We start from the raw sequence: 23,416 nt of genomic DNA on the forward strand, positions 1-23,416 counted from the left end.
CAGCCAATCGGGGGGCGGTGTTTTTACGTTTGCCGGACAAAGGGACTCAAAAGTATACGAAGGTATAATATCGCAAAAAATGCCGCGGTGCTAAATTGGGGAGAGGGAGTTGCCGGAGGATCGCGTGGTGGGAGTAAGGCAGACCATTTTCATAAAAATTGGAGGAATTGCGATGAGTTTTATGGACAAAGTGAAATCGGGATTTTCGGAAGCGGGCAGCAAGGCGAAGACGCTGGTGGAAGTCAATAAGCTCAAAATGCAGAGCGGCGGCAAGCAAAAAGAAATCGAGCAGCACTATCGGGATATTGGCCGGATCGTGTTTCTGGCTGCGAACAATCGCGAACCGGAAGGCGGGCAAGCGGACTATCATACGAACATAGAGGAGATTTTAAGGCTGGAAAACGAAATTCAGGAATTAAAAAAGCAGATCAAATTGCTCGCGAATGAAAAGGATTGCGACTGCGGCAAATCCGTTCCCATCGACGCGCGCTTCTGTTCTTCCTGCGGCCATACATTTTCGGATGTCGATTGAAAGGGGAAGGCAGGGGATAACGCGGGTTGGCGATCGTACTTCCCGGAACAAGACAGAAGCGGAGGTCTGTAATGAAAAACCTGTTCATTAAAAAGAACGTCAAAATCGCCCTTCTCCTTCTGATTGGCGGCATTTTGGCGTACGGCGCTATCGCGATATTCGGCGGCAATAACGAAGTCAAGCCCGGCGGAATCCAGGGAGTGATGGATTTGAATCCCTCCGCTGCAGCCGGCGGTTCCGAGGTAAACGGAGTTGTTAAGGAGGCCCCCCGCAGAAAGACGTACGCAATCGGAAAGTGGGATATCGCGATTCCTTACTTGAATCCTTTCGGCTCCCAGAATAACTACGAATCCGTCAAGCTGCTGCCTAACCAATATCAGGAGCTTCGCTATATCGATGAAAACAATATGGAAACGTCGCGAATGACCAGCGGCACGGCCTGGCAGATGCAGGTGGAGTGGACGGATAAAACGGTCGATCCGTTCGACGATCTGAATTTGTACGTTGCGGAGCTTGGCGGCGCATTTTACCGGGGACCGGCAGAGGACAAATGGGTGATGCGCGTCGACGACCCTGAAGGACATCGCTGGTGGGGCGTGGCTTCGAAGAACGGCGGAGGGTACCTGCTGACGGCGTACCGGGAGCTGAAGCTGCGGCAGGGAGAGACTGTAACCTTCAAAACCGCCGACTTCAACAATCAGGAACTCTATTTTATGACGAATAATGAGGATCACAAATACCAGAGCATCAAAGCCACGCTGGCGGAAGGCGAGATGCAGGTGCTCGGAAAAGGGGCCTACGAGCAAGGCCAATACAGAAGGGATCTCCAATACGGCAAGTGGATGTACGTGTACAAAACCAAGGAGTATACGTTAAGCGATATTCCGCAGGACCCGTCCGTGCCTATTTTGTGGAGAGTGACCTGGCGCAGCGGCTCCGATCCCCGGGAGATCTCCTTTACGCTCGACGAGGGGGAGGAAATCAGCTCGTTCCGGGACGGGGAGCAGTTGGGCGCCTTGAAGGTTCGGGGAAACATGCTGGGCTCGATCCAGGTGGAAATGTCCCCGGGGGTGACGATGAGCCATCCGGAGCTTAATTTGACGGGCGATAAGACGCCGGAAGGAGATACGTTGTTCTGGCTCCCTCCCGGCTATTGGAATGTAAAGGCGACGCAGCGGGGCGGCCAGACGGGGGCTGTCGACCTGAATACAAGACTGATTCCGGTCAGCGCCGGAGAGATGACCGAGCTTGAAATCAAGCCTCTGCTCGCCAACTCCTACAGCAACGACGAGCTGGGGGATTCCAGCGGCGGAGAGAGCCTGCTCAAGATGGAGAAGATCGCCGAGCAGGGGGATCGGGCCAAGATCGACTTTATGCTGCTCGATTCCCAAAGTCCCAAATATACCCCGACGTTGGCGGATATCCGGATTCTCGAAGGGGGGCGGCCGGGAAAAGTCCTCAAGCTCGATCGGCTGCAAATCCCGCCCAGCGTCGTCCTGGCGCTCGACTCCTCCGGCTCCATGGCGAAGTCGATGGATCAGGTGCTGGAATCCGCGCGGACTTTTATTCAGGGACTTCCGGAGAACGCCCGCATTCAGGTCATCGACTTCGACTCGGAGGCGCGATTGCTGCCGGGAATCGGCAAAAAGGAAGTGCTGGAAAGTCTGAAGCAGGTCAAAGCGAAAGGCAATACCGCCTTATACGATTCTATCGTGCAAGGACTCGATCTGTTGCAGGAGAAGCAGCGGCCGACGATGGTCGTATTCTCGGACGGCGTGGACAGCAGCGCCGAGAAAGCGGGAACGGGGAGCAAAGCGACCAAGCAGGAGGTGGTGCAGGCCGTCAAAGCCTCGGGCATTCCGCTGTTCATGATCGGCTTCGGCCCGGATCACGACTCCGCGACGCTGCTCGAGCTGGCCGGAATGTCGGAAGGCACCTATTATTCCGCCAAGGACGCAGCCGTGCTTGCGCATGTGTTTACCTCGATTAACGACCGGCTGGGCAATCAATTCGAGCTGATCTACGAACGGCCGAAGGAGCAGGCGCCCTCCGACGTTCCGGCGATCTCTCTGACGCTGGACGTCAGCGGCTCCATGGATGTTGATCCTGCCAGCGGGGACGGCAACTACCGGATCGATAAGATGAAAGACCTTTTTCACGATTTTATCGGGCAAATTCCGGAAAATAGCCTGATGCAGCTGATCAGCTTTTCCTCCGGAATTAGCGTTGAACAGGTGTTTACCCGCCGCAAGGCGGAGATTCTGCAATCGCTGGGCCATCTTGAGGTCGGCAGGGGCACCAACATACTCGACTCCGTGTCCGCGACGTACCGCTCGTTAAAGAAGGTTCCTTCGGACAAAAGAGTGATGGTCTATTTGACCGACGCGGCTTTGGACGTTGAGCCGTATCAGAAGGAAATGTTCGAGAAAATCCTGTCGGGCATCAAGGAGGAGGGCATTCAGGTTCTGTGGGTAGGCTTGGGAACGGGAGAGAGCGAAGAAGCGTTCCAATGGGCCGCGGACAAGTCGGGCGGCAAATACGTCATCTCCGAAGATCCGCAGGTGCTGGCTCAAGCCTTCCAGGAGGCATTGGCCGAGGTGAAGCGGAAGCCTGCCGAGAAGGTGTCGTTGTCCCTTTCCATCAACAACGGCTCGGAGCAAGGTGTCTCTCGTCAATATACGGACAGCCAGTTGGTCGACTTTCCCGTGAGGCTGAACGCCCAAGATCGGGTTGCGCTGGATACGATCGGCTACGAGGCCGGCAAGAAAATCGCGTAATACGAGCTTGCGACGGCTTCTCTTGTCTATGGTCGGGATATTCCGAGCGAGGACGTGAAGATTTACAAGCGCATTCCGCTAAACGCTGTGAAAGGGAAGAACAAGGCCGTGGAATGGAGCGCTCGCGAGATCTATTTCCTGAAGCGGCTGAAAGGCGTTGACGCGCCTCCCGGAAAGAGCTTTGCCGCGGTCGATATGGATATCAAAAATATTTATGCGGAAGGCGTTCCGTATTTGATTCCCGATTTCGCTTCTCATTTCTTTATGGATGTGAATGAATCCGGCTCTTACCCGGCTTCGACGGCAACCTGGCTGGCAGAGACGCCTCTGGCTCCGCCCGGGGAAGGCAGCGTGTCCATCCGGCCCGATGAGACGATTCGGGGAGTGCTGGTCTTCCTCGTTCCCGACGAGAGGATCGAGCAGGCATCTCTGAATTATTATGACACGACGTACGGTCATATCGCGCTGTCCTTGGTCGGGGCGCCTCCGAAGCGGGAGGAGCTTGCCTTGACCAAGCTGCCGACAAGCGTAACGGGCAAGCTGTCGGATACGTTCGGTCTGACGTTGAAGGCGAGCAGCGAGATGGAGAAAATCGAAAACGTCGAGCTGAAAAGAAAAACGAGCGTATTCAAGGTGATAGACGCGGAATTGAACTCCAACGTTCAAGCCGATCTGAAGCTGGACCCCGGGCAACGGTTTTATTTGAGCGTCAAGACCGGAAAGGGGCCGTTCCTTATTCCGGTGAATACGGCTACCGCGCTTCTGCCCTACGGATTGCTGCGGCCTGTGACGATAGGGCCCGGTTCCTCCAACAAGGCGAGATTCGCTTTCCAGACGCCGAACGCTCTGAAAAGCATGCCGATGGACCTGTACGTCGATTTGTATGGCGGAGCGACCGTTCTGCCGATCGGCGGCAAGGGGGCGGGCGCTGCGGGTGTGGGCAATGGTTCGGGCAATAGCGCAAGCGTTGCGGATGCGGGCAATGGTGCGGGCGATCGTTCAGGTGCTGCGAGCGCGGGCAATGGATCAGGCAATAGCTCAGGCAGCGCAAAGCGCTCGGCTTACCAGGGAGACGGCATGGCGCTTACGGTAAATGCGCTCTCCAGAGTGAGAAACATCGAGTCCGGCAGCGGAGACTATATCGTGGCGGACGTAACGATTGCCGATATCAAGGACGGCTCCGGCACGTCCGGGTTCAGGGAATCCTTCCGACTGGTTGCGGAGGGGGGGCAATTCGCAGACGAGCCGCCGGAATTGCTGCCCGATCCGATCACCGACGGGCTGCTGCTCGGCATCGATAAGGACTGGGCGGTATTCGACGGGACTTCCCGGCGCGGCTTCCTTGTTTTCTCTCTCCCGGCGAAGCAGGCTGAATTATCCTGGAAGCTGCAATCCGCCTATTTCAGCGGCCTGGAGCTGCCGGTGACGAAGGACGTCTTCCAGGAGGAGGGGCTTTTGGTCAAACGGGTGTCTCCCGAGCTTGACCGGAAGTTCGATATTCAGCTGTCGACGGCGCTGACGGAAGCGATCAGCCAATACAAAGCGCTGGCGGCGGCTCAGTCGTCGCCAAATGCCGCGCAGACGGCGGATCTGGATGCCGGGAACGGCCCAAGGGAGACGGTTCCGGCTCCTCTGCCGACCGTGCATGGGCTGCAGCAAATGCAGTCGGTGAAAACGTTGGCGGATTTTCAAGCTCTGATCAACGGGCTGAAATGGCTGCCAGCGTCGGATTATTACTATATGTACCGCAATTCGCCCGAGTCCGTGCTGACCCAGGGGTGGGGAACGGAAGGGGACTTGGCCAATCTGACGGGAGGCCTGCTGGCCAAGCTCGGTTACAGCCCGTCGCTGAGAATGGTGAAGCTGACCGATCAGGGCAGGCAAGCTTTGATGGAATTGGGCGGCGTGGATAAAGCGGAGCTGCAAGATTTGCCGGCCTGGTCCTATTCCGACGAGCAGGGCAAAGCGAAAGTGTTTGTCGTGCCCTTCATGAAGGATTTGTCCGAGCTGACCGGGCTGGTCTTCCTCCCCGCCGGGCAAGAAGGACGGAGCATGACGCCTGTGCAAAGCACGATCAGCGTCTATTACAAAATCAAACCGAAGGAAAACAAGGGAGTGAATGCCGTTGCAGGAGACGTGGCGGGCGCATTGGGAGGCAGCGAAAGCGGCGGCGACCCCGGAATACAGGAAGTGCGCGTGCTGAATACCTCGCTTGACCTGGATCAGTTAGGCAAGGAGGCGGTGGATATTCGCGTAGGCGGAGCCAATGGCCTGTATACCGCGGTTCTGGAAAATCAGACGATACAAATCGCAGGCGATCAGCAGATCGATCCTCGGAAATTCAAGGTCGTAGGCGTACGAATCGAAGTTCAGCTGCCGCAGAAGAAGCTTGTTCACGAAACGAAGCTTCAGGAAGGGGAGGAGATCGGCGGCGTGTTCCACACGCTGGCCGTCAATCTTCCGGACCTGTCCGCCGCAGCGACCGGAACGATCCAGAAGGCGGCCGACCGCGCCTATCAGGCAGCGAAGCGGCCGGATGACCACTCGACGCTTGTCTGGTATACGCGCAATATTTTATACCGGTTTATTGCCAGTCAGACGACCTATGAGGATGAGCTTGCCCACAGCCTTGACGTGACTGCAGGCCGTACCGATAAAGAACGGGTTATCGTCGTTACCGTGCGCGCCAAGGACGGTTCATCGCAGCTGAGAACAAGCGTCGACCTGCAGCAATCCGCCAATAGGCTGCATCGGGGTACGGAGGAGTCCAAGCGGGCTTTCCATATTATGAGCGGTCTGTACGCTTCCCGGTTCGAGGGCGCCGTGCTGCCGGGCAATTCGGCGGACTTCATGGAGGTGTGGTCGAGAAGCCCGGACGATGCCAAGCTTATCCTGAGCCTTCCCGCCAATCGCAAGGAGGATCTGAAATACATGGAGGAAAAAGGCTTCCCGGAGCTTCTCCAACAACGGGCGAAGGACTCCTCCAATGCGATGCTGATTCCCGATCAAGCGACGAGGATATACGGAGAGAACCGTTGGGCGTGGCTGGAGATCGATCCGGAGACCTACGAGACGATTGCCGTCATGGATACGGGAGAGCACGGCGGGTTTGCCGACTATCTGATGGCGCTTGAGCCCGTATCGCCTACCGGCGACGATTATTTGGTGTTTATGACGGGCGCTTTTATCGGAGTCAGTTCGTCCGTCTGGAGCGTGAGCGCCTTTTCCCTGGAGCTGGACGATTACAAGGAGATTATTAAAGAAGCCAAAAAATACACCTACGGATTGGGCGAGGTGCTCGGCGGAATGATGGACAATAAAGATTTGGCCAAGTTGGAGTATTACATGAGCCCGCTTAAGCTGAAAATGGCCGACGCCGAATTCGATTATTTGGCGAAGCATTTCGAAGACGTACAGGTCGGCAAAGAAGTGAAGGGAAGCGCGGATATCGTGAACTTCGCCAACGGCTTCAAGTCCGGCGCCGCGTATTACTTCAAGCAGGCGGAGGCCTCCGAATAGAGGGCCGGATGCGGGAGCCTCCCCTTCGAGGATTCAACGAGCGGCAAATATGTCGAGACGGTCGGCCAAACCTATTAATTTTAGCGTGAATTGGAAAAACCTCGCGGACTGACCCCGTACATGCGGCGGAATAAAGCCGCGAAGTGATTGTAGTTGTTAAACCCAACGTCGAGAGAGGCTTCGGTGGCCGATCTGCCCATGTGACGCATGAGCAGGGCGGCCTGCCGAAGCCTCATGCCGTTCAGGTAGTCGAGAATCGGAACGTCCATCTCCTGCTTGAACAGGTGCGAGAGCCGGGAGGAGGAGAGGCCGACGGCGGCGGCTACGCGCTCCAGCCGGATTTCCTCCTGCATGTTCTGCGACAGAAACTGCAGGGCTTGCTCGATGCGCGGATCGAGCCGCTTCTCCAGGCGCTGCGCCACGAGCAGCAGCAATTCGCGGATTGCGTTCTCGAACAGCGCCTGCCAGTAGGCCGAACGCTCTCGGGAATCGCGGAGCAGGCTGCGGAACGCACGGTAGGCCCGTTTGCGCGTTTCGCCTTCCGGCAGCTCGGAGACGAGCACCTCCTCTTCCGGCAAATAGCTGGTTTCCGATAGTTTGCCGAAGTGCGCCCAGAAGAAGTTCCACTGCTGTCCCGGCATCGTTCCGTACTCGTGCGGGATTCCGGCGCGCAGAATCGCGATTTGACCGGCGGGGCAGCGTTTCTCGCCCGCCGGCGTGCGAAAATAACCCTCCCCGCTTAACGTCATGACAATGAGCCAGTCGTCCCTTCCCTCAGGACGGCCGATGAAGTAGCGGTCGGTTTCGTGAAAGTGTCCGGCGAGCATCGTGTCCCCCGGCGTATCGGCATATTCCCCGGAACGGTTATGGCGCGGCATAGGCAATCTCCATTCGGCATGATTTGCAGCAGAATACAGGTACTTTACAGCAGCAATCTTACTTCATCCAACATACGAAAGCGGGTAAGCTGATGTCAAGAGCAATGAAATTGCCAGCAGGGAGCGATGAAGATGGAAACGAAACGGAAGACGTTGACGGACGAGCAGCTTGCTTTTTTCGAAAGGGAAGGTTATGTCATCGTAAAAGGATTGTTTTCCGAGGCGGATTTGCGGGAGATCGACGAGACGTTCGAGGAGATGAGTCATACGGCGGTGCCCGGTTATTTCGAGCCTGATCTGAACGGGGAGAACGCCGATCCGCTGAAGAGGTATCCGCGGGTCATGCATCCTCACCGGTTCAACGAAGCGGCCAAGAGATACATGCTGCACGAGCCGGTGATGAAGGTGTTGGCCGATCTGTACGGCGAAGAGGCGTTGGCCGCGCAAAGCATGTTCTACTACAAGCCGCCGGGATCGCGCGGACAGGCGCTGCACCAGGATAATTTCTACCTTCAGGTGGAGCCGGGCAACTGCATCGCCGCTTGGACCGCGGTCGACGCGGCGAACGAAGAGAACGGCGGACTGCTTGTCGTGCCGAAGACGAGCGACTACGACATTTCTTGTCCGGAGACGGCCGACTCGAACGAGTCGTTTACCACGCATTACGTTAAGCCGCCAAAGGATCAGAAAGCGATCCCGGCGGTAATGGACCGGGGCGACGTGCTGTTTTTCAACGGCAATCTGATCCACGGCTCCTACCGGAACAAGACGAAGGACCGGTTCCGCCGCGCGTTCATCTGCCACTACGCCAATGCGTCGGCCACGCGCATCAATACGCACTATCGGCCGCTCTTCCGCGCCGACGGCACGGCCGTCGATCTCGAGCCGAACCCGGACGGCGGTCCTTGCGGCATCGAGTTCGAGATGGCTTATCCTCATTAAAGTACACGTTCCGCAGACCGCTCAATTCAAAAGGAGGCCGCCATTCCGGCGGCCTCCTTGTTCGATTACAGCACTTGAGACAAAATCTCTTCCTTAAACTGCTGGATCGCCTCGTCCGGATCGATCGTGTAACCGCACTCCAGGCCGACGAAGCCGGAGAAGCCGGTGCCCTTGATGGCCCGCAAAATGTTGACGTAATTCAGCTCGCCGGTGCCCGGCTGCTTGCGTCCCGGATTGTCGGCGATATGGTAGTGGTTGATGCGGTCGATATAGCCGGTGGCGTTGCGGATGACGTTGCCCTCGGTAATCTGCTGATGGTAGACGTCGAACACGAGCTTGACGTTCGGGCTGCCGACCTGGTCGATGACGTCGACCGATTCGTCGGAGCGCTGCAGGAAATGGCCGGCATGATCGACCAGTCCGTTCAGCGGCTCGACCTCCAGCACGATTCCGGCTTCCTCGAACAGAGGCGCGCAGCGCTTCAGCGTCTCCACCATCGTCTGACGCTGCCGATCCCGCGGCACGCCGTCCAGCACGTTGCCCGTCTGGGAGATGACCGAGCGAACGCCGAGAATGCGGCACGCTTCGATCGTCTGGCGAACGCCATCCAGATAAGCGTCGCGCAGCGACTCGTCCACCAGACTGACGAACCTCGTGCAGGTGGCGCTAAGTCCGACGCCGATGCGCTCCTGTTCCGCCGCCAGCTTCTTCAGATCGCCCAAATCCCACCACGCGTAATATTCCAGACCCTGGAATCCGTGCTCTTTTACTTTTTCCAGATGATAGACGACGTCCTTGCCTTGGTAAGCCCCGATGCACAACGAAAATTTCATGTCGCTCCAAGCTCCTCCTCTGACTCCCAAATGTAATGATCCGCTCAGCCAAGCTTCACCGGACGTCCGGACAAAGCCGATTCGTTCGCGGCGATCGTAATTTCGTGCGTTTTCAGCGCGTCTTCGTAGTCGGATAAAATGCGCGAAGCGTCCCCGGTACGCAGGGCGTGCAGGAAGGCCTCGTCCTCGACGTAATAAGGGTTGGTGACGTTCGGATGCACGCTCGTGCCCTCGGCGGCAATTTCCTTGAGCCCGTCTCCTCTAAGCTCCAGCACGCCGCTGCCGGTGTAAATGTCCAGCCCGACGTGATGGCCGACCGGAAGCAGGCACGTATTCGAGATCGTCGCGATCATGCCGTTAGCCAGCTTCAGCGTTACGGTGCCGACATCGGGGACGTCGGTGCCTTCCACCTTGTCTCCCATAACCCGGAGCGCATAAGCCGCGTACACCTCCTGCACCTCTCCGCACACGTAGCGGAGCAGATCGACGATGTGGGTCGTCTGCTCGACGAACTGTCCGCCGGACCCGGCCTGCACTCTCCACCACGGAACCATCGGCATTCCGCCCATCCAGTAGCCGAGCGCCATGCCGGGCTTGCTGCCCGCCAGCAGCTTTTTGGCCAGGGCCGCAGATTCATTATAACGCCAGTGGTAGCCTACGGAAGTAATTAATTTGCGATTTTTTACTTTGTCGCCGATGGAGCGCGGGAGCTCCCGGTCGATTCCGAGCGGCTTCTCCACCAGAAAAGGGATGCCTCGCTCGACAAGCCGATCTTCCGCTTCCCCGTGGGCCATCGGAGGGACGCATACGTAAACGCCGTCCAATCGGGAGCCGTCCAGCATATCGTCCACTTTCGAATACGCTTTCGCTCCGGCGTGCTCGTCCGCGGCTTTTTGCGCCCGCCCGGCATCGACGTCGCAGAACGCCGCCAGCTCGACGCCCTCCATCTGCACCAAATTGCGAATGTGTTGATTGGCAATGCCTCCGGTTCCGATAAAACCAAGCTTTAACGTCATGCGCTTATCCGCTCCTCTACTCGGTTGGATATTGTATAATTCAACTTACGCCCTTATTGTAGTTGAAGGAATATCCGAATTAAATATAATATACTGCCTAAAACGTATCGAAAAATGAAACTCCAGGAGGTTGGCGAGAGGATGTACTACGGAAGGCATTTCGTCACGACGGAGTGGGACCGGAGATTGCCGCTTCATTTGACGAGCATCGGCTATACCGATCAGACGCCGATTCATCGGGAGCATGGCTTTCAGGATTTTCACTGGCTTCATACGGTGGAGGGGGGCGGAGAGTTTACGGTAAGCGGGACGACCTTCCGGCTGCAGCCGAACCAGGGTATTCTGCTGAAACCTCATGTGCCGCACAGCTATGCGCCCGACCCGGGCGGCTGGTCCTCCTGGTTTATGACGTTCGACGGGGCGCTCGCCAGTCCGATCGCCGCCGCGCTGGACATTCCCGTGGCGATGCCGATCGGCTGGGACGAGGATTGCCCGCTTGCCGGCGTTCACGGGCATTATCGGGAGAGAATCGGCCATAGCTACGATTTTGCGGGCATTAGCGGATCTCTCGAAGTCTATGCTTTTCTTTCGTGGCTGAAACAGTATGGCCGATCGAGCGGCCAGCCGTCGCTGTCCAAAGGCCATGAAAGGCTGACGCCGATCTATTTGCTTATCGAGGAAAAATACGGCGATCCGGACCTCGGCCTCGACCGCATGGCGGATACGCTGGGCGTCAGCCCGCAGTATCTGAACACGCTGTTCCGCAAAAGCTGGGGCATCAGCCCCTATCAATATTTGGTCCGGTTCCGCATTCAGAAGTCCAAGGAGCTGCTGATCGCGGGGCGTTCCCGCACGGTCAAGGACATCGCCGCCGAGGTCGGCTTCCAGGACGACAGCCATTTCGTACACACGTTCCATAGGCTGTCCGGCATGACCCCGGTTCAGTTTCGGATGCAGTATGGGGAGTGAGGGGATAGGAGATTGATTGGAGGAGTAGTAACGGTTTTTTTTGCTTATGCCAAATCTGCTTGATGCAATTTGAAGTATGCGCCTAACAAGCGAATTTGATGGGCAACCAAATTCAGTGCTTGCGACGCTACGAGACAATTCATCTCATCGTGTCCTGAGTGGTATTGGATGGGAAAAATTATTGTTCTGCAAAATGATCAGATTGACTTTTTGTCCAGACAATAATATATTGTTGTCAGGACAAAAAGCGAGGTGAAGCGATGTCCACTAAAAAAATGGGGCGTCCTCCATCAGACAAACCCAAAAGCAGAACGATTGAGATACGTGTCGATCAGGAAATTATGAACAAGCTCGATGCTTCCGCTGAGAAGCTAAATACGACACGTTCAGATATCGTTCGCAAAGGGATTGAGAAGGTGTATGACGATCTCCAAAAATAAAGAAGAAGTAGCGAGCATCCCGAGAAGAATACCGCTACTTCCTGCACGCAATCGCTACGTGAGCAGACTGCATAAATATCCTACCATGTGCAGGAACCTCATTCAAGCGATGCGATGACATTCTGGGAGGATGAACATGGAATCGATCCTGTCAGCTTTATACCGTGGGCAGATTCAACCCGACGAGACAATTGTGCCGTCTCATCCGGAGTATCGACCGTTAGGCAGGCAAATTGGTGCTATGAAGGAACAGTGGAGTAGCAGGTTGGACGAGGAAATGTACCGTGAACTTGAAGAATATTTTGATTTGTGCGACAGCATGGACAGCATACATGTCGAAGCCGCCTTTATTCACGGGTTCAAGCTCGGGGCTAACATGATCTTTGAGGTTATGAGCAGACGCGAGGATCTGGTTTCGAATGCAGCTTCAGGCTTGTCATTATGATGAAAATAGAGATAAATCGCTTGAGATGCAGGTACTTCCATATTCTATGAATCTCTTTTTTAGTTTGTTATAATACGGATGTACAATAGGCTTGGGTGGGGAAGTATCGCCTCCAGAGTGGAGGTGATGCTCATGCAATTTTCGCTTACAGAAGTGATTATGCTCGGCATGTTTTTGCTGACGTTGCTCACTTATCTGAAAAAGCGAAAATAACCCGCCCAGGTTAGCGCCAGGGGAACGGGTTATTTTCAAATAAGTCTTCTCTGGGGAGGCTTCCCACCCAAATGTTGTACAGGGGAGTCGGATGGCGTCCGGCTCCTTGATTCTATTCTTATGATAGCATGAGGCAATTATACGTGCAACTGGTGAGAAGCATTACCCTAGGGCGTGTCTTCAAACCCGCTCGGGGGCATCTATCACCCCCTGCTGCGTCACTTTTGCTTGACGTACCGGTACTACTTCGGAAGGACGGAACAGTGGGAAGCCGTGCGGGAAGCTCAACGACGAACGCTGGAGCGAGTGACGAGCAAGGGAATGAGTCTCTATTCGCGACCTGGGCGAAGCGGATAACCTTCATCCCTGGAATAAGCGTCCCGTCGGCGAGCGATTGGCCGATGCCGTGGCATGACATATGGCTGGAGAACAACTAAAAAACCGGAGTCTGCCGCGGCAGATTCCGGTTTTTTAGTTGTCTTACTTCCAGAGCGTAAGGCCATTACCTAGCTTCTGGTATTCATGATCGGCGATAGCCCGCATAATGTCGTCGTAGGCCCAGAAGTCGGCAGGAACGTCCGATAGCTCCCGATGCTCGAACTTCTCCTGCGAGGTCAAGCCCAGCATACGGTTGAGAATGACGACGGCTTGAGCGCGAGTCAATTTCGAATCCGGATTAAACGTGCCGTCCGGATTTCCGTGGATCAGACCCGCTTGCTCGGCGAGAAGAATGGATCCTTTCGCCCAATGGCCGTCGATATCGCATAGGGAAGATTCACCATTCCCTTGCGACAGTTGATTGGCTCTGACTAGCACGACGGTGAACTCGGCGCGCGTAATCGGCCGGTCTGGTCCGAAGGTACCGTCTGGATAACCGCCCATCAAGCCTTGCTCGGTCAATGTGCGATCGCTCCGGCAGCCCAGTTGGTATCGGGAACGTCGCTGTATTCGACAGCTGAAGCTCGAGGTTGGAGCCCTAACGCCTTCAGCAGCATGGAGGCCAATTCGGCTCGCGTTACGCCCGCGTTCGGCCGGAACGTTCCGTTCGGGTAGCCGGAGACGAACGCTTTTAATCCCCCTTTTTCCAGTACTTTTGCTTGTAGAGCAAAGTTCAACTTGACGGCAGTTTTGCCGACATGGAGGATTGAGCCGTGGCCGTCGTATGTTTTGTAACCTTCTTTTTCGGCAATGACGTAGTAATCTCCGTCGGGAGGAAGCAGCCAGCCGAATTGCCCATCCGTTGCCGTCGACTGAAGATTCGTATTTCGGTTGGCCATCCCTTGGACTCTAGGCAACTCAACACGGGTGTTCGGCTTACGGCCCATGCTGCGGTTTAGTTTGGTATCCGCCCAATAGACGGAGACTTTTACGCCTTGAAGAGGCTTATTGGTCAGAGCGTCCGTCGCCGTGCCATAGGGGGCTATGTCCGCGAGGGTTACCTTTGCGGCATTCGATTCGTCTACCGTAAGCTGGGCGATCTGACCGGCTAGTTTCGTTCCATCGTCCGCCAATAGGTACAACACGAGGCTTTGAATATGCCGTCTCACTTTCAGTCCTCCGGTTTCCATAGTTCTTCCGTGCTTTTCCAGAAGGCTTGGATAGATTGTACCGTCTTATCATATATGAACGCAGAGGCGGACGATGAAAAAATGCAACACATCCATACCCCTTCAAAAAATCTATGAGATGGAAAATATATAGATGAACGTAACCATTGAGCCGCTGGATATCAATAACTGGCTATCGCCGGAACAGCTGTGCGGTTGATGATGAATGATCATCCGCAAGTATCTTTATAATGAGGGAAGATAGAGTGGAGGAAACCGGAGGCGGACAAGGTGAGAAAAAAGAGAAATAACGCGAAGCTGTTCGCGATTCTCGTTATGGCGACGGCGCTGACTGCATGCGGGGATTTGGCCGGCTCGATAACGGAAGAGGTTCAGCAAACGGTTATGGGCGACGATTCGGGCTCGGACAAGCTTGTTTCTGTGGAGAAGCGTTCCTATGCACAGGACGAGATTGAGGAACTTGAAGTAAGCGCGCAGGCGATGGAGATTCGGATTGAAAGCTCGGCGGACGAGCTGGCGGAAGTGGAACTGCTGGCGGACGACGGTTTGCGCGATCGGTTCGCGTTCGAGGCGAAGGTGGAGTCCGGCTTGTTGAAAGTGAAAATCGAGGAGAAATCGGGACTTTCGATTAAGGATCGGACCGGAGCCCGAAAGCTGCGGATTTCTCTGCCGGACAAAATGTACCGGAAGCTGAAGGTGCGCAACGCGTTTGGCTCTGTGGAAGCTTCCGACGTAAAGACGACAGCCGCGGATATTCGGATCGATGCGGGGAACATTCGGCTGAAGGCCGTTTCCGGAAAATTGGACCTGGAAGCGAATGCGGGAGAAATCGTTGTGGAAAGCCTTGTTCTTGCCAACGATGTGAAAGCGAGAACGGACGCGGGCAGAATCGCCATCCATCTGAGCGAGTCTCCGCGGGACGCCGGCTTTAAGCTGGAAAGCGAGGTCGGGGAAATCAAGGTGGGACTCGATGAAGTCGAATACAGCAAGCAGGCCGCGAACAAAAAAATCGGAACGATCGGGACGCCAAGCTTCCAGATCGACGCTTATGCCGCGGTAGGAGAAATTGTGGTCGATACGCAGCGCTGAGTCGGTTAATCGACCGTTTGCAGAACAAAAGGACGAGGTTGCGCAATCGTCAACATGGCGATAGGACTGTTCCATAAGGGGACAGTCCTATTTGGCATGCGGTGAGACGGCCATGCCTGTCTCCCGGTTGCGCAGGCGGTGAACGGAAGGCTCGATCCTTTCAATGAAACTATTCAAAATTTGAATAATGCGGTGCGTAGGCAAGGAACTCAAGAGAGTACGGCTTTTCTCCGCCCCTCGGAGCCGTTGACAATGAGAATCATTATCATATATCGTGTGAGTGTCATAAAATACTTGCTCAAAGGGTTCGGGAGGAGACAAATTTTCATGCATCATTTTACTGGAAAGTGGATCTTGGGAGGAATTATCGCCTTGCTGCTTGTCGCGACGGCGTGCAGCAATTCATCGAATACCGACAGCGCGGGCAGTCCGTCCGGCGCCGCCGGCGCTGCAAGCGCGTCGCCGCAGGAGACGGCGCAGGCGGTTACGGCCGCCGTAGACAAGCTGACGATCGGCATCCCGTCGGATGCGGGACCGCTGAACATCTATACGACCAGCGTCGACTTTATGACGGAGCTCGTGTTCGATAAGCTGTTCGGTCCGTCTCCTTACGTAGACGATCCGATCCCGATGCTGGCGGAATCGGCCGAACAGATCGACGACTTGACCTGGCGCCTCAAGGTGCGCAGCGGCATTGCTTGGCATGACGGCGTGCCGTTTACCGCCGACGATGTGAAGTTCACGTACGAGTATTACCGGGACGGTCCGCAGAACCGCCACACCCACCACGTGAACGAGGTGCCCAGCATTAAGGAAATCAATAAGCTCGGCGACAACGAGCTGGAGTTCGTCTGCGAATACGCTTGTCCTTCTCTGCAGACGGTCACGTTCGCCGACCTGCCGATTCTGGCGAAGCACGTCTGGGAGAACGTGGAGAACCCGCGCCAGTTCACGGATCTGGCTGTCGGCACGGGGCCGTATAAGCTCGTGGAATACGTGCCGGAGCAGTATTACAAGTTCGAAACCAACGAGCAGTATTATCTGGGCAAACCGACGGTTCAGACGCTATATATGCCGATCATTACCGATCAGACGGCGATGTTTAACTCCTTGAAGGCGGGCGATATCGACGTCTCGGCGAAGAGCGTGCCGCCCGAGCTGCTGACGTCGTTCGACAACGCGGGAGATTTCAAGGTTCAGCGCACCGACGAGCTGACGATTATTCAGCTGGTGCAAAATTATCAGAAGGAGCCGTTCGACAACGAGGATTTCCGCAAAGCGATGTCGATGGCGATCGATCGTCAGGATATTACCGACACGGTGCTGCTCGGCCATGGCCGGCCGGGGCTGAAGGGCTACCCTCACCCGGACTCGCCGTGGACCAATCCGGACAATGCGCAGCCTTACGATCCTTCGCAGGCGAACGCTCTGCTCGATACGCTCGACTATAAGGATTCCGACGGCGACGGCATTCGCGAGTACAAGGACGGCTCGCCGATGAACATGAGCCTGATCGTGACGAGCGCGGAGCCGTCTTGGATTCGCGCGGCGGAGCTTATGGTCGACGATTACGCGGCGATCGGCGTTAAGCTGAAGGTGGAGGTGCTCGATGCGTCCACGGTGTCGGCGCGTTCCTCGGAGAAGCAGTACGATTTCATGCTCAGCTCGATTACCGCCCACGGCGTGGGCGACCCGGACCAATTCATTATGTCGCATCGCTCGGGTTACCTGTGGAGCCGCGATATTCCTTATCCGGAGATGGACGCGCTGACCAAGGAATGGATGGATACGACGACGATCGAAGGCCGCAAGCAGGTGTCCTTCAAGATGCAGGCGGTGTATAACGACCAGCCGACCGCGATCGCGGTCTACTATCCGGAGCAGAATTGGGCCTACAACGCGAAGAAATACGACGATTGGGTAGAATCCCCCGGCTTCGGCATTATTCACAAGTTCTCCTTCCTGGGCGAGACGGGCAAGAAGGCGGCCGTAGGCGCGCCGCTATAACCGGTCAGGTAAGGAGGGATGCGCGGCATGTCCAGCCGGACAACTGTGCGGGCTGCGGGAAGAAGTTCTTTCTTCCTGCGGCTCGGTCGTAAATGCATACAATATTTCGCCGTTATCGCGCTCGCGCTGACGATCAATTTTGCTCTGCCGCGGCTGGCGCCGGGAGATCCGCTCGCGTTCGTCATCGGCCAGGAGCTGTACGAGGAGATGACGCCGGACGAGCGCCAGGCCGTGCGCAAGGAGCTGGAGCTGGACGGCTCGGTGCTGGAGCAGTATGGCAGGTTTATCGCCAGCGTCGCGACTCTGGATATGGGGTTGTCCACAAAGTACGGCAAGCCTGTAACGGAGGTACTCAGGGAACGGATGCCATGGACCTTCCTTGTCGTCGTTCCGCCGTTGGTGCTGACGCCACTCATCGGCGTTGCGCTGGGCGTGTATGCCGCATGGAACCGAGGCAGGAAAAGGGACGCGGCGCTGCTGACCGCCGTGCTGACGGTGGAGTCGATGCCCGGGTTCTGGTTCGGCATGGTGCTGATCGCCGTATTCGGCGTCAAGCTGGGCTGGTTTCCGACTTACGGGGCCGCGCCGATGATCCGCACCGACGATTGGTCGTATTACGTCAGCGTCGCCGAGCATCTGGCCATGCCTGTCGCGACGATTACGATCGCGTCGATCGGCACGTATTTTCTGCTGATGCGTTCGACGATGCTGGACGCGCTCGGGCAGGATTACATGATGCTGGCGGAGGCGAAGGGCGTGGGCAAGCGCGGTCTGATGTTCAAGCATGCGATGCGCAACGCGATGCTGCCCGTGTACACGCATGTGACGATGAGTCTCAGCATGCTGTTCAGCGGAGCGGTCATCGTGGAGACCGTGTTCAGCTATCCCGGCATCGGCAGCCTGCTGTACGAGAGCGTGATGGCCCGGGATTTTACGCTGATGCAGGGCGTGTTCCTCATGTCCACGGTGTCCGTCATTTTGGCGAATATGCTGGCGGACTTGACCTACCCGCTCGTTGATCCGCGCGCGCGTTACCGCAGAAGATCGGGGGTGGCCGGATGAGCGGGAAAAGTAACAGGGCGGCGGCGCTGGGCAAAATCGGCATGGGGCTGATCGCGCTCGTCGTGCTGCTGGCCTTGATTGGACCGCTCGCGGTGCCCTACGACGCCAAGGAGCGTTCGGGCGGCCCGCTGGAAGCGCCGAGCGCGGCCCATTGGCTCGGCACCAACGACATCGGCCAGGATATTCTGGCCGAGCTTGTCAGCGGCGCGCGCGTATCGCTGACCGTCGGAATCGTCGGGGCGGTCTGCGTCATGCTGATCGGAGCGGCGATCGGAATCGTAGCCGGGTACTTCGGCGGCTGGATCGACGCGCTGATGATGCGGCTTGTCGACGTGATGATGACGCTGCCCTTCCTGCCGCTGATGATCGTGATCGGCGTCTTCCTGAAGCCGAGCATCGCGACGCAGATTATGATCATCTCGCTTGTGATGTGGGCGAAGGTGGCCCGCGAGCTGCGCTCGCAAATTATGTCGCTGCGCTCGCGCGGATCGGTCCAGGCGGCGCGCTCCATGGGCGCGACGAACGGCTACATTATGCGCAGGCACGTGCTGCCCGGCGTGTTCCCGCTGCTGATCCCGCAGTTCGTCCAGGGCGTCAACGCGGCGATCATGATGGAATCGTCGCTGAGCTTCCTCGGTCTCGGGGACCCGCTTGCCAAGAGCTGGGGCAGCATGCTGTTTTACGCGAACGCGCGCAGCGCCTTCCTGACGGAGGCGTGGCTGTGGTGGGTGCTCCCGCCGGGAATCTGCATCATTATCGTCGTGCTGGGCTGCACGTTCGTCGGCTACTGGCTGGAGGAGAAAGCGAACCCGAGGCTGTCCGCCTATGCCGCTGCCCCGGCGCGAAAGAAACGCGCCGACCGAACGCTGTACGCGCGCTTGTCGGAGCGGGGGATGGACAATCGGGCGGAGGCTCCGGTATTGACTGTGGAGCGTCTGCAGGTGACGTTCCCCAAGGACGGAGGCATCGTGCGGGCGGTCAAGGATTTTAACCTGATCGTCCGCCCGGGCGAAATCGTCGGCATCGTCGGCGAATCGGGAAGCGGGAAGACGACAATCGGCGCGGCGATCATGCAGCTGCTCAAGCCGCCAGCCCGCGTGGAAGGCAGCATCCGGCTCAAGGGGCTCGATCTGGCGGAGCTGTCGGCCGAGCAATTGCGCCGGCTGCGCGGCAACCGGATCGCGCTCATTCCGCAGGCGGCGATGAACGCGCTCAATCCGGTGCTGAATATCCGCATGCAGATGCTCGAGGCGATCAAGCTTCATCGGCCGATGAAGCCGGCGGAGGCCAATCGGCGCATCGACGAGCTGCTTGCGGAGGTGGGCTTGAGCGCGCATTGGGGGGCCGCATTCCCGCACGAGCTGTCCGGCGGCATGAAGCAGAGGGTGATCATCGCGATGGCTCTGCTGAACGAGCCGGAATTTATCGTCGCCGACGAGCCGACGACAGGCCTCGACGTGAAGGTGCAGGTGGAGATCGTGCGGCTGCTGGAGCGGCTTCAGAGGCAGTACGGCATTGCGATGATCTTTATTTCGCACGATCTGCCGCTCGTCATGCGCATTGCAGACCGCATGATTATCCTGAACGGCGGGGAAGCGGTTGAACAGGGTGCAACGGCCGAGCTGCGAAAATATCCGAATCATCCGTACACGCGCAAGCTGCTGGAGGCCGTTCCGCAGATCGGCCCCGCGCGCGAGCCGGCGACGACGGTGTAGGGAGAAGGAGGGCGTCTGATGCCCCGGGTGAAATTTCGTGACGGGGCGGCGCTTGGCGAGCCGGCGCTGCTGTCCGTCAAGGATTTGAAAAAAAGCTATCCGTCGGCCGGAGGCGGAGGCCGTCCGCAGAACGTGCTGAAGGGTGTCAGCTTTCACGTTATGCCGCAGGAGACGGTAGGAATCGTCGGGGTATCGGGAGCGGGCAAGAGCACGATCGGGCGCATTATCGCCAATCTGGAGCAGGCGGACGGAGGAAGCATTCATTACCTGAACCGGGATCTGGCGCGCCTTCATCGCAAGAGACGGCGGGAGGCGGGCCAATCGATCTCGGTTGTGTTTCAGGACCCTTACGAGTTTCTGTCCCCGCGCATGAAGGTCGAGCAGTTGGTGGCCGAGCCGCTCGTCATTCGCAAGGAACATCGCGACAAGGAAGAATTGCGGGCGCGCACACACCAGGCGCTGGCGGACGTATCGCTCGATCCCGGGAAATACGCGCTGCGTTATCCGCACGAGCTGTCCGGCGGCGAACGCCAACGCGTCGGCTTGGCGCGCGCCTTCGTCAGCCGGCCGCGGCTGCTGATCGCCGACGAGCCGACCTCGATGCTCGACGCCTCGCTGCGGCTCGAGCTGCTCGCCTGCATGACGGAGCTGCAGAGGAAGTACGGGACGGCGATTATTTTTATTACGCACGATTTGGCATTGACCTACCGCTTCTGCGATCGGCTTATTGTGCTCGACGAAGGAAGGATCGCGGAGGAGGGAACGCCGGACAGGCTCATCGATCATCCGCGGCATCCGTTCACGCGGAGCCTGATCGATGCGCTGCTGGAATTTCACAGGTAAGAAGGAGTCGTCATCATGATTCGACTGACAGGAGTGACGGTGCGATACGGGCGGCGCACGGTGCTGGACGAGGCGGATTTTCATCTGCCGGAAGGCGGCGTCGCGTATGTCACCGGGCGGTCGGGAGCGGGCAAGAGCACCCTGATCAAGCTGATTACCCGGGAGACGTCGGCCGTCGGCGGGGAGGTCCGCGTGGCCGGGCGGCCGCTGGACGAGTGGAAGAAGCATCATCTTCGCCGCCGCATCGGCATTCTGTTTCAAGCCTACGAGCTGCTGGAACGCAAGACGGTGCGCGAGAACATCGCGCTGGCGGCGCAGGTCCGGGGCTTGTACGGCGCGGATACCGAGCGGCATATGCGGCGGCTGCTGGCGCGCGTCGGTCTGGAAGGCCGCGAACGGGAGTACCCGGGCGAGCTGTCCGGCGGCGAGCAGCAGCGGGTGGCCGTCGTGCGCGCGCTTATGGGCCAGCCGAAGCTGGTGCTGGCCGACGAGCCGACGGGAAACCTCGATGGGGAGACGGCCGGGGAGGTTATGGGCCTGCTCCATGAGCTGCAGCGGGAAGAGGGGCTGACGATGCTTATCGTCTCGCACGACCGGGAGCTGATGGCGCGGTTTCCGGCGGCCTGCTGGGAAGTGGCCGACGGGAAGGTGCGGTCGGGATGAGGGAAGCCGGATATTTCGCGCGCGAGGCCGGACTCGGCATGGCGCGGAACTGGCGCGCGACGGCGGCGGCCGGCTTGCTGCTGTTCCTCGCGATTCTGTTCCTGTCGTTCGCCGTCTGGCTCCGGTCGGGCTTCGCCGATCTGTACGATTATGTAGAAGATCAGCTGACGATGAAGCTGTATGTCGCGGAAGGCTACGAGGCGGACAAGGTGGCGGAGGCGATCGTCGATATGTCGGTCGTCGAGCGCGCGGACAAGGTGACGGGAGAGGAGCAGCTTGCGGCGCTGGCGCGGTTTTTCCAGGATAAGCCGCGGCTGCTTGAAGCGTTCTCCGAGGACGGGGCGATCCCCGACTCGATCGCCCTGCAGCTTGCTCCCGGGACGGACTACGCGCAGCTTGCGGCGGCTTTCGGTGAGATGGACGGCATCGAGAAGGTCGTCTATCCGCAGGCGCTCGCGGAGCAGGCGGCGAAGTGGGCGTCGTTCGCCCGGCAGTACGGTCTGCTGCTGCTCGCGCTGTTCGCGGCGGCCGGCTTCCTGACGGTGTTTCTGGCGATCCGCCTGGCGCTGCTGCAGAGAAGCCGGGAGATTCGGCTGAAGCTGCTGCTCGGGGCGAGCCCGCACCTGGTCGCGATGCAGTACGCGCTCGAAGGGCTGGGCATGGGCCTGCTCGGCGGGGCGCCGGCCGCGGCGGTGTCCGCCGTCGGGTACGAAGCGCTTGCGGCCGCATGTCGGGAGCAGTGGCCGGCGGTGTTCGCGGGTATGACCGGCGCGACCGCGTCGACGTTAACCGTACTGCTGGCCGTCGGACCGCTGTTCGGTCTGCTGGCCGCGTATACGGCGGTGCGGGGGTGGATTCGCCATGCGGCGTAAGTCCGGGGGGCCGCTGTGGCCGCTGTGGCCGCCCTTCGTCGGACGACGGCTGTCGGGGGGCGCGATCGGAGCCGGGCTTGGCGCGGCGTGTCTGTTTTTGGGCATCGTTGGCTGGCTGCCGCTGGCGCGGGCGCATCTCACCGGAGCGTTCTCGACGTATCTGGCGGCCGTGTACAACGAGGATACGACGCAGCAGCTGAAGGACGAGCTGGAGCAAACCCGGGAGAAAATCGCCGAGCTGGCCCCGCAGCTGGAAGGACTGGAGCGGCAATTCGACGAGGACCGGGCCGAAGCCGGCGAACGCTTGCTGGAAGGGTACAACGGCGGTCTGGATATGTGGGCCGCGCTCCTGCGATCCGGCGAGACGGTCACGGACGCGCTGGCGGGCCAGTGGCTGGCGGAGCGTCAGCTTAACCGCGAGCTGGAGCGGCTGCAGGCGCTGCGCACGCAATATTTGCAGGTCGGCTTGACCCGGGACGCCTTGTCGGGGCACGAGCGGCTGCTGCGCGTCATCGACGCCAATCTGGCGATGCGCAAGCCTTACTTGGCGAGCATGGGCGACATCGATCTGGAGACGCAGGCGTATTATCTGGACATCGACTGGACGGCGGAGATAGAGAAGGAGCTGATCGCCGCGCTCGAAGCGGATCGGGACCTTGTCGCCGCGCAGTGGGCGGACTGGCTGAGCGTATCCGAGACGGACGGAGCGGCGCAGCTTGCCGAGAGCTGGCTGAACGAGCGCAGCGCGATCGAGTACCATTTTCGGCCGGATCACATTTATGCCGTGTTCGAGAACGATTTTGCCAACGTCATTCTGGTGGCGCAGATGCTGCGCAATGGACGGCAGGAGGCGCAGTTCACGATCGAAGGCGCGTTTTATAACGGCTTTATGGTGCCGGAGGCCGCGTTCGAGGAGATGGCGGATTCGACGTTCCGGCTGTCTTACGCATCGTTGCGCGAGGCGACCGGAACGGACGAGGGCGCCTATATCGAGCAGGAGAGCGGTCGGCTTGTCTGGAGAACCGGCTACTGA

General features: G+C 58.3%; 20 protein-coding genes. 15 read left to right on the plus strand and 5 right to left on the minus strand.

Annotation, left to right across the window (positions count from 1 at the left end; translation table 11 throughout):
- Positions 1–109 precede the first annotated feature (109 nt).
- From ACFFT4_RS11355 to ACFFT4_RS11365, 3 genes are all read left to right on the plus strand, one after another.
- A complete protein-coding gene (locus ACFFT4_RS11355; protein WP_378047676.1) occupies positions 110–532 on the plus strand; it encodes a zinc ribbon domain-containing protein in 423 nt (140 codons plus the stop codon).
- Between the two features lie 71 nt (positions 533–603).
- On the plus strand, positions 604–3,309 hold the full coding sequence (locus tag ACFFT4_RS11360) for a VWA domain-containing protein (protein ID WP_378047678.1): 2,706 nt from the start codon (positions 604–606) through the stop codon (positions 3,307–3,309).
- A 108-nt stretch (positions 3,310–3,417) separates the two neighbouring features.
- Entirely contained in the window at positions 3,418–6,828 is a 3,411-nt protein-coding gene (locus tag ACFFT4_RS11365) for a hypothetical protein (protein WP_378047680.1), read from the plus strand.
- Between the two features lie 80 nt (positions 6,829–6,908).
- On the opposite strand, the gene ACFFT4_RS11370 is transcribed toward ACFFT4_RS11365, so the two are convergent.
- Positions 6,909–7,706, minus strand: coding sequence for a helix-turn-helix domain-containing protein (locus tag ACFFT4_RS11370; protein ID WP_378047682.1), 798 nt, complete (start codon positions 7,704–7,706; stop codon positions 6,909–6,911).
- Positions 7,707–7,838: 132 nt separating this feature from the next.
- On the opposite strand from ACFFT4_RS11370, the gene ACFFT4_RS11375 reads away from it, so the two are divergent.
- Positions 7,839–8,648, plus strand: a complete 810-nt coding sequence (locus tag ACFFT4_RS11375) for a phytanoyl-CoA dioxygenase family protein (RefSeq protein ID WP_378047683.1) — start codon at positions 7,839–7,841, stop codon at positions 8,646–8,648.
- Positions 8,649–8,713: 65 nt separating this feature from the next.
- Here ACFFT4_RS11375 and ACFFT4_RS11380 read toward each other — a convergent pair whose 3' ends face one another.
- Positions 8,714–9,481, minus strand: a complete 768-nt coding sequence (locus ACFFT4_RS11380) for a TIM barrel protein (RefSeq protein ID WP_378047685.1) — start codon at positions 9,479–9,481, stop codon at positions 8,714–8,716.
- A 44-nt stretch (positions 9,482–9,525) separates the two neighbouring features.
- Complete coding sequence (locus ACFFT4_RS11385; RefSeq protein WP_378047687.1) at positions 9,526–10,497, minus strand: Gfo/Idh/MocA family protein; 972 nt, start codon at positions 10,495–10,497, stop codon at positions 9,526–9,528.
- Positions 10,498–10,638: 141 nt separating this feature from the next.
- On the opposite strand from ACFFT4_RS11385, the gene ACFFT4_RS11390 reads away from it, so the two are divergent.
- From ACFFT4_RS11390 to ACFFT4_RS11400, 3 genes are all read left to right on the plus strand, one after another.
- Positions 10,639–11,466, plus strand: a complete 828-nt coding sequence (locus tag ACFFT4_RS11390; protein ID WP_378047688.1) for an AraC family transcriptional regulator — start codon at positions 10,639–10,641, stop codon at positions 11,464–11,466.
- Between the two features lie 260 nt (positions 11,467–11,726).
- Complete coding sequence (locus tag ACFFT4_RS11395; protein WP_378047690.1) at positions 11,727–11,906, plus strand: ribbon-helix-helix protein, CopG family; 180 nt, start codon at positions 11,727–11,729, stop codon at positions 11,904–11,906.
- 136 nt (positions 11,907–12,042) lie between these two features.
- A complete protein-coding gene (locus ACFFT4_RS11400; RefSeq protein WP_378047692.1) occupies positions 12,043–12,351 on the plus strand; it encodes a DUF6809 family protein in 309 nt (102 codons plus the stop codon).
- A gap of 693 nt (positions 12,352–13,044) precedes the next feature.
- Here ACFFT4_RS11400 and ACFFT4_RS11405 read toward each other — a convergent pair.
- Both ACFFT4_RS11405 and ACFFT4_RS11410 read right to left on the minus strand, forming a co-directional pair.
- Positions 13,045–13,464 (minus strand): S-layer homology domain-containing protein, encoded by a 420-nt coding sequence (locus ACFFT4_RS11405; RefSeq protein WP_378047693.1) that lies wholly within the window; start codon positions 13,462–13,464, stop codon positions 13,045–13,047.
- The gene (locus ACFFT4_RS11410; RefSeq protein WP_378047694.1) at positions 13,461–14,111 is read right to left on the minus strand and encodes an S-layer homology domain-containing protein; all 651 of its coding nucleotides are present in this window, start codon (positions 14,109–14,111) and stop codon (positions 13,461–13,463) included. Before ACFFT4_RS11410 ends, ACFFT4_RS11405 begins: the two co-directional genes overlap by 4 nt.
- 291 nt (positions 14,112–14,402) lie before the next feature.
- Here ACFFT4_RS11410 and ACFFT4_RS11415 point away from each other — a divergent pair, with 291 nt between their 5' ends.
- The 8 genes from ACFFT4_RS11415 to ACFFT4_RS11450 all read left to right on the plus strand — a co-directional run bounded on the left by ACFFT4_RS11415 (position 14,403) and on the right by ACFFT4_RS11450 (position 23,416).
- A complete protein-coding gene (locus ACFFT4_RS11415) occupies positions 14,403–15,221 on the plus strand; it encodes a DUF4097 family beta strand repeat-containing protein (RefSeq protein WP_378047695.1) in 819 nt (272 codons plus the stop codon).
- A 327-nt stretch (positions 15,222–15,548) separates the two neighbouring features.
- Positions 15,549–17,228: an ABC transporter substrate-binding protein gene (locus tag ACFFT4_RS11420; RefSeq protein WP_378047697.1), complete on the plus strand. Its 1,680-nt coding sequence runs from the start codon at positions 15,549–15,551 to the stop codon at positions 17,226–17,228.
- Positions 17,229–17,255: 27 nt separating this feature from the next.
- Complete coding sequence (locus tag ACFFT4_RS11425; RefSeq protein WP_378047699.1) at positions 17,256–18,290, plus strand: ABC transporter permease; 1,035 nt, start codon at positions 17,256–17,258, stop codon at positions 18,288–18,290.
- A complete protein-coding gene (locus tag ACFFT4_RS11430; protein ID WP_378047700.1) occupies positions 18,287–20,005 on the plus strand; it encodes a dipeptide/oligopeptide/nickel ABC transporter permease/ATP-binding protein in 1,719 nt (572 codons plus the stop codon). The genes ACFFT4_RS11425 and ACFFT4_RS11430 overlap by 4 nt, the downstream gene beginning before the upstream one ends.
- 18 nt (positions 20,006–20,023) lie before the next feature.
- Complete coding sequence (locus tag ACFFT4_RS11435; protein ID WP_378047702.1) at positions 20,024–20,848, plus strand: ABC transporter ATP-binding protein; 825 nt, start codon at positions 20,024–20,026, stop codon at positions 20,846–20,848.
- Positions 20,849–20,863: 15 nt separating this feature from the next.
- Positions 20,864–21,511, plus strand: a complete 648-nt coding sequence (locus tag ACFFT4_RS11440) for a cell division ATP-binding protein FtsE (RefSeq protein ID WP_378047704.1) — start codon at positions 20,864–20,866, stop codon at positions 21,509–21,511.
- Positions 21,508–22,383, plus strand: a complete 876-nt coding sequence (locus ACFFT4_RS11445) for a cell division protein FtsX (protein ID WP_378047705.1) — start codon at positions 21,508–21,510, stop codon at positions 22,381–22,383. The genes ACFFT4_RS11440 and ACFFT4_RS11445 overlap by 4 nt, the downstream gene beginning before the upstream one ends.
- Positions 22,373–23,416 carry a hypothetical protein gene (locus ACFFT4_RS11450; protein ID WP_378047707.1) on the plus strand — a complete coding sequence of 348 codons (1,044 nt, stop codon included), beginning with the start codon at positions 22,373–22,375 and terminating at the stop codon, positions 23,414–23,416. The genes ACFFT4_RS11445 and ACFFT4_RS11450 overlap by 11 nt, the downstream gene beginning before the upstream one ends.

Source organism: Cohnella cellulosilytica (assembly GCF_042431195.1).
Classification (GTDB): domain Bacteria; phylum Bacillota; class Bacilli; order Paenibacillales; family Paenibacillaceae; genus Cohnella; species Cohnella cellulosilytica.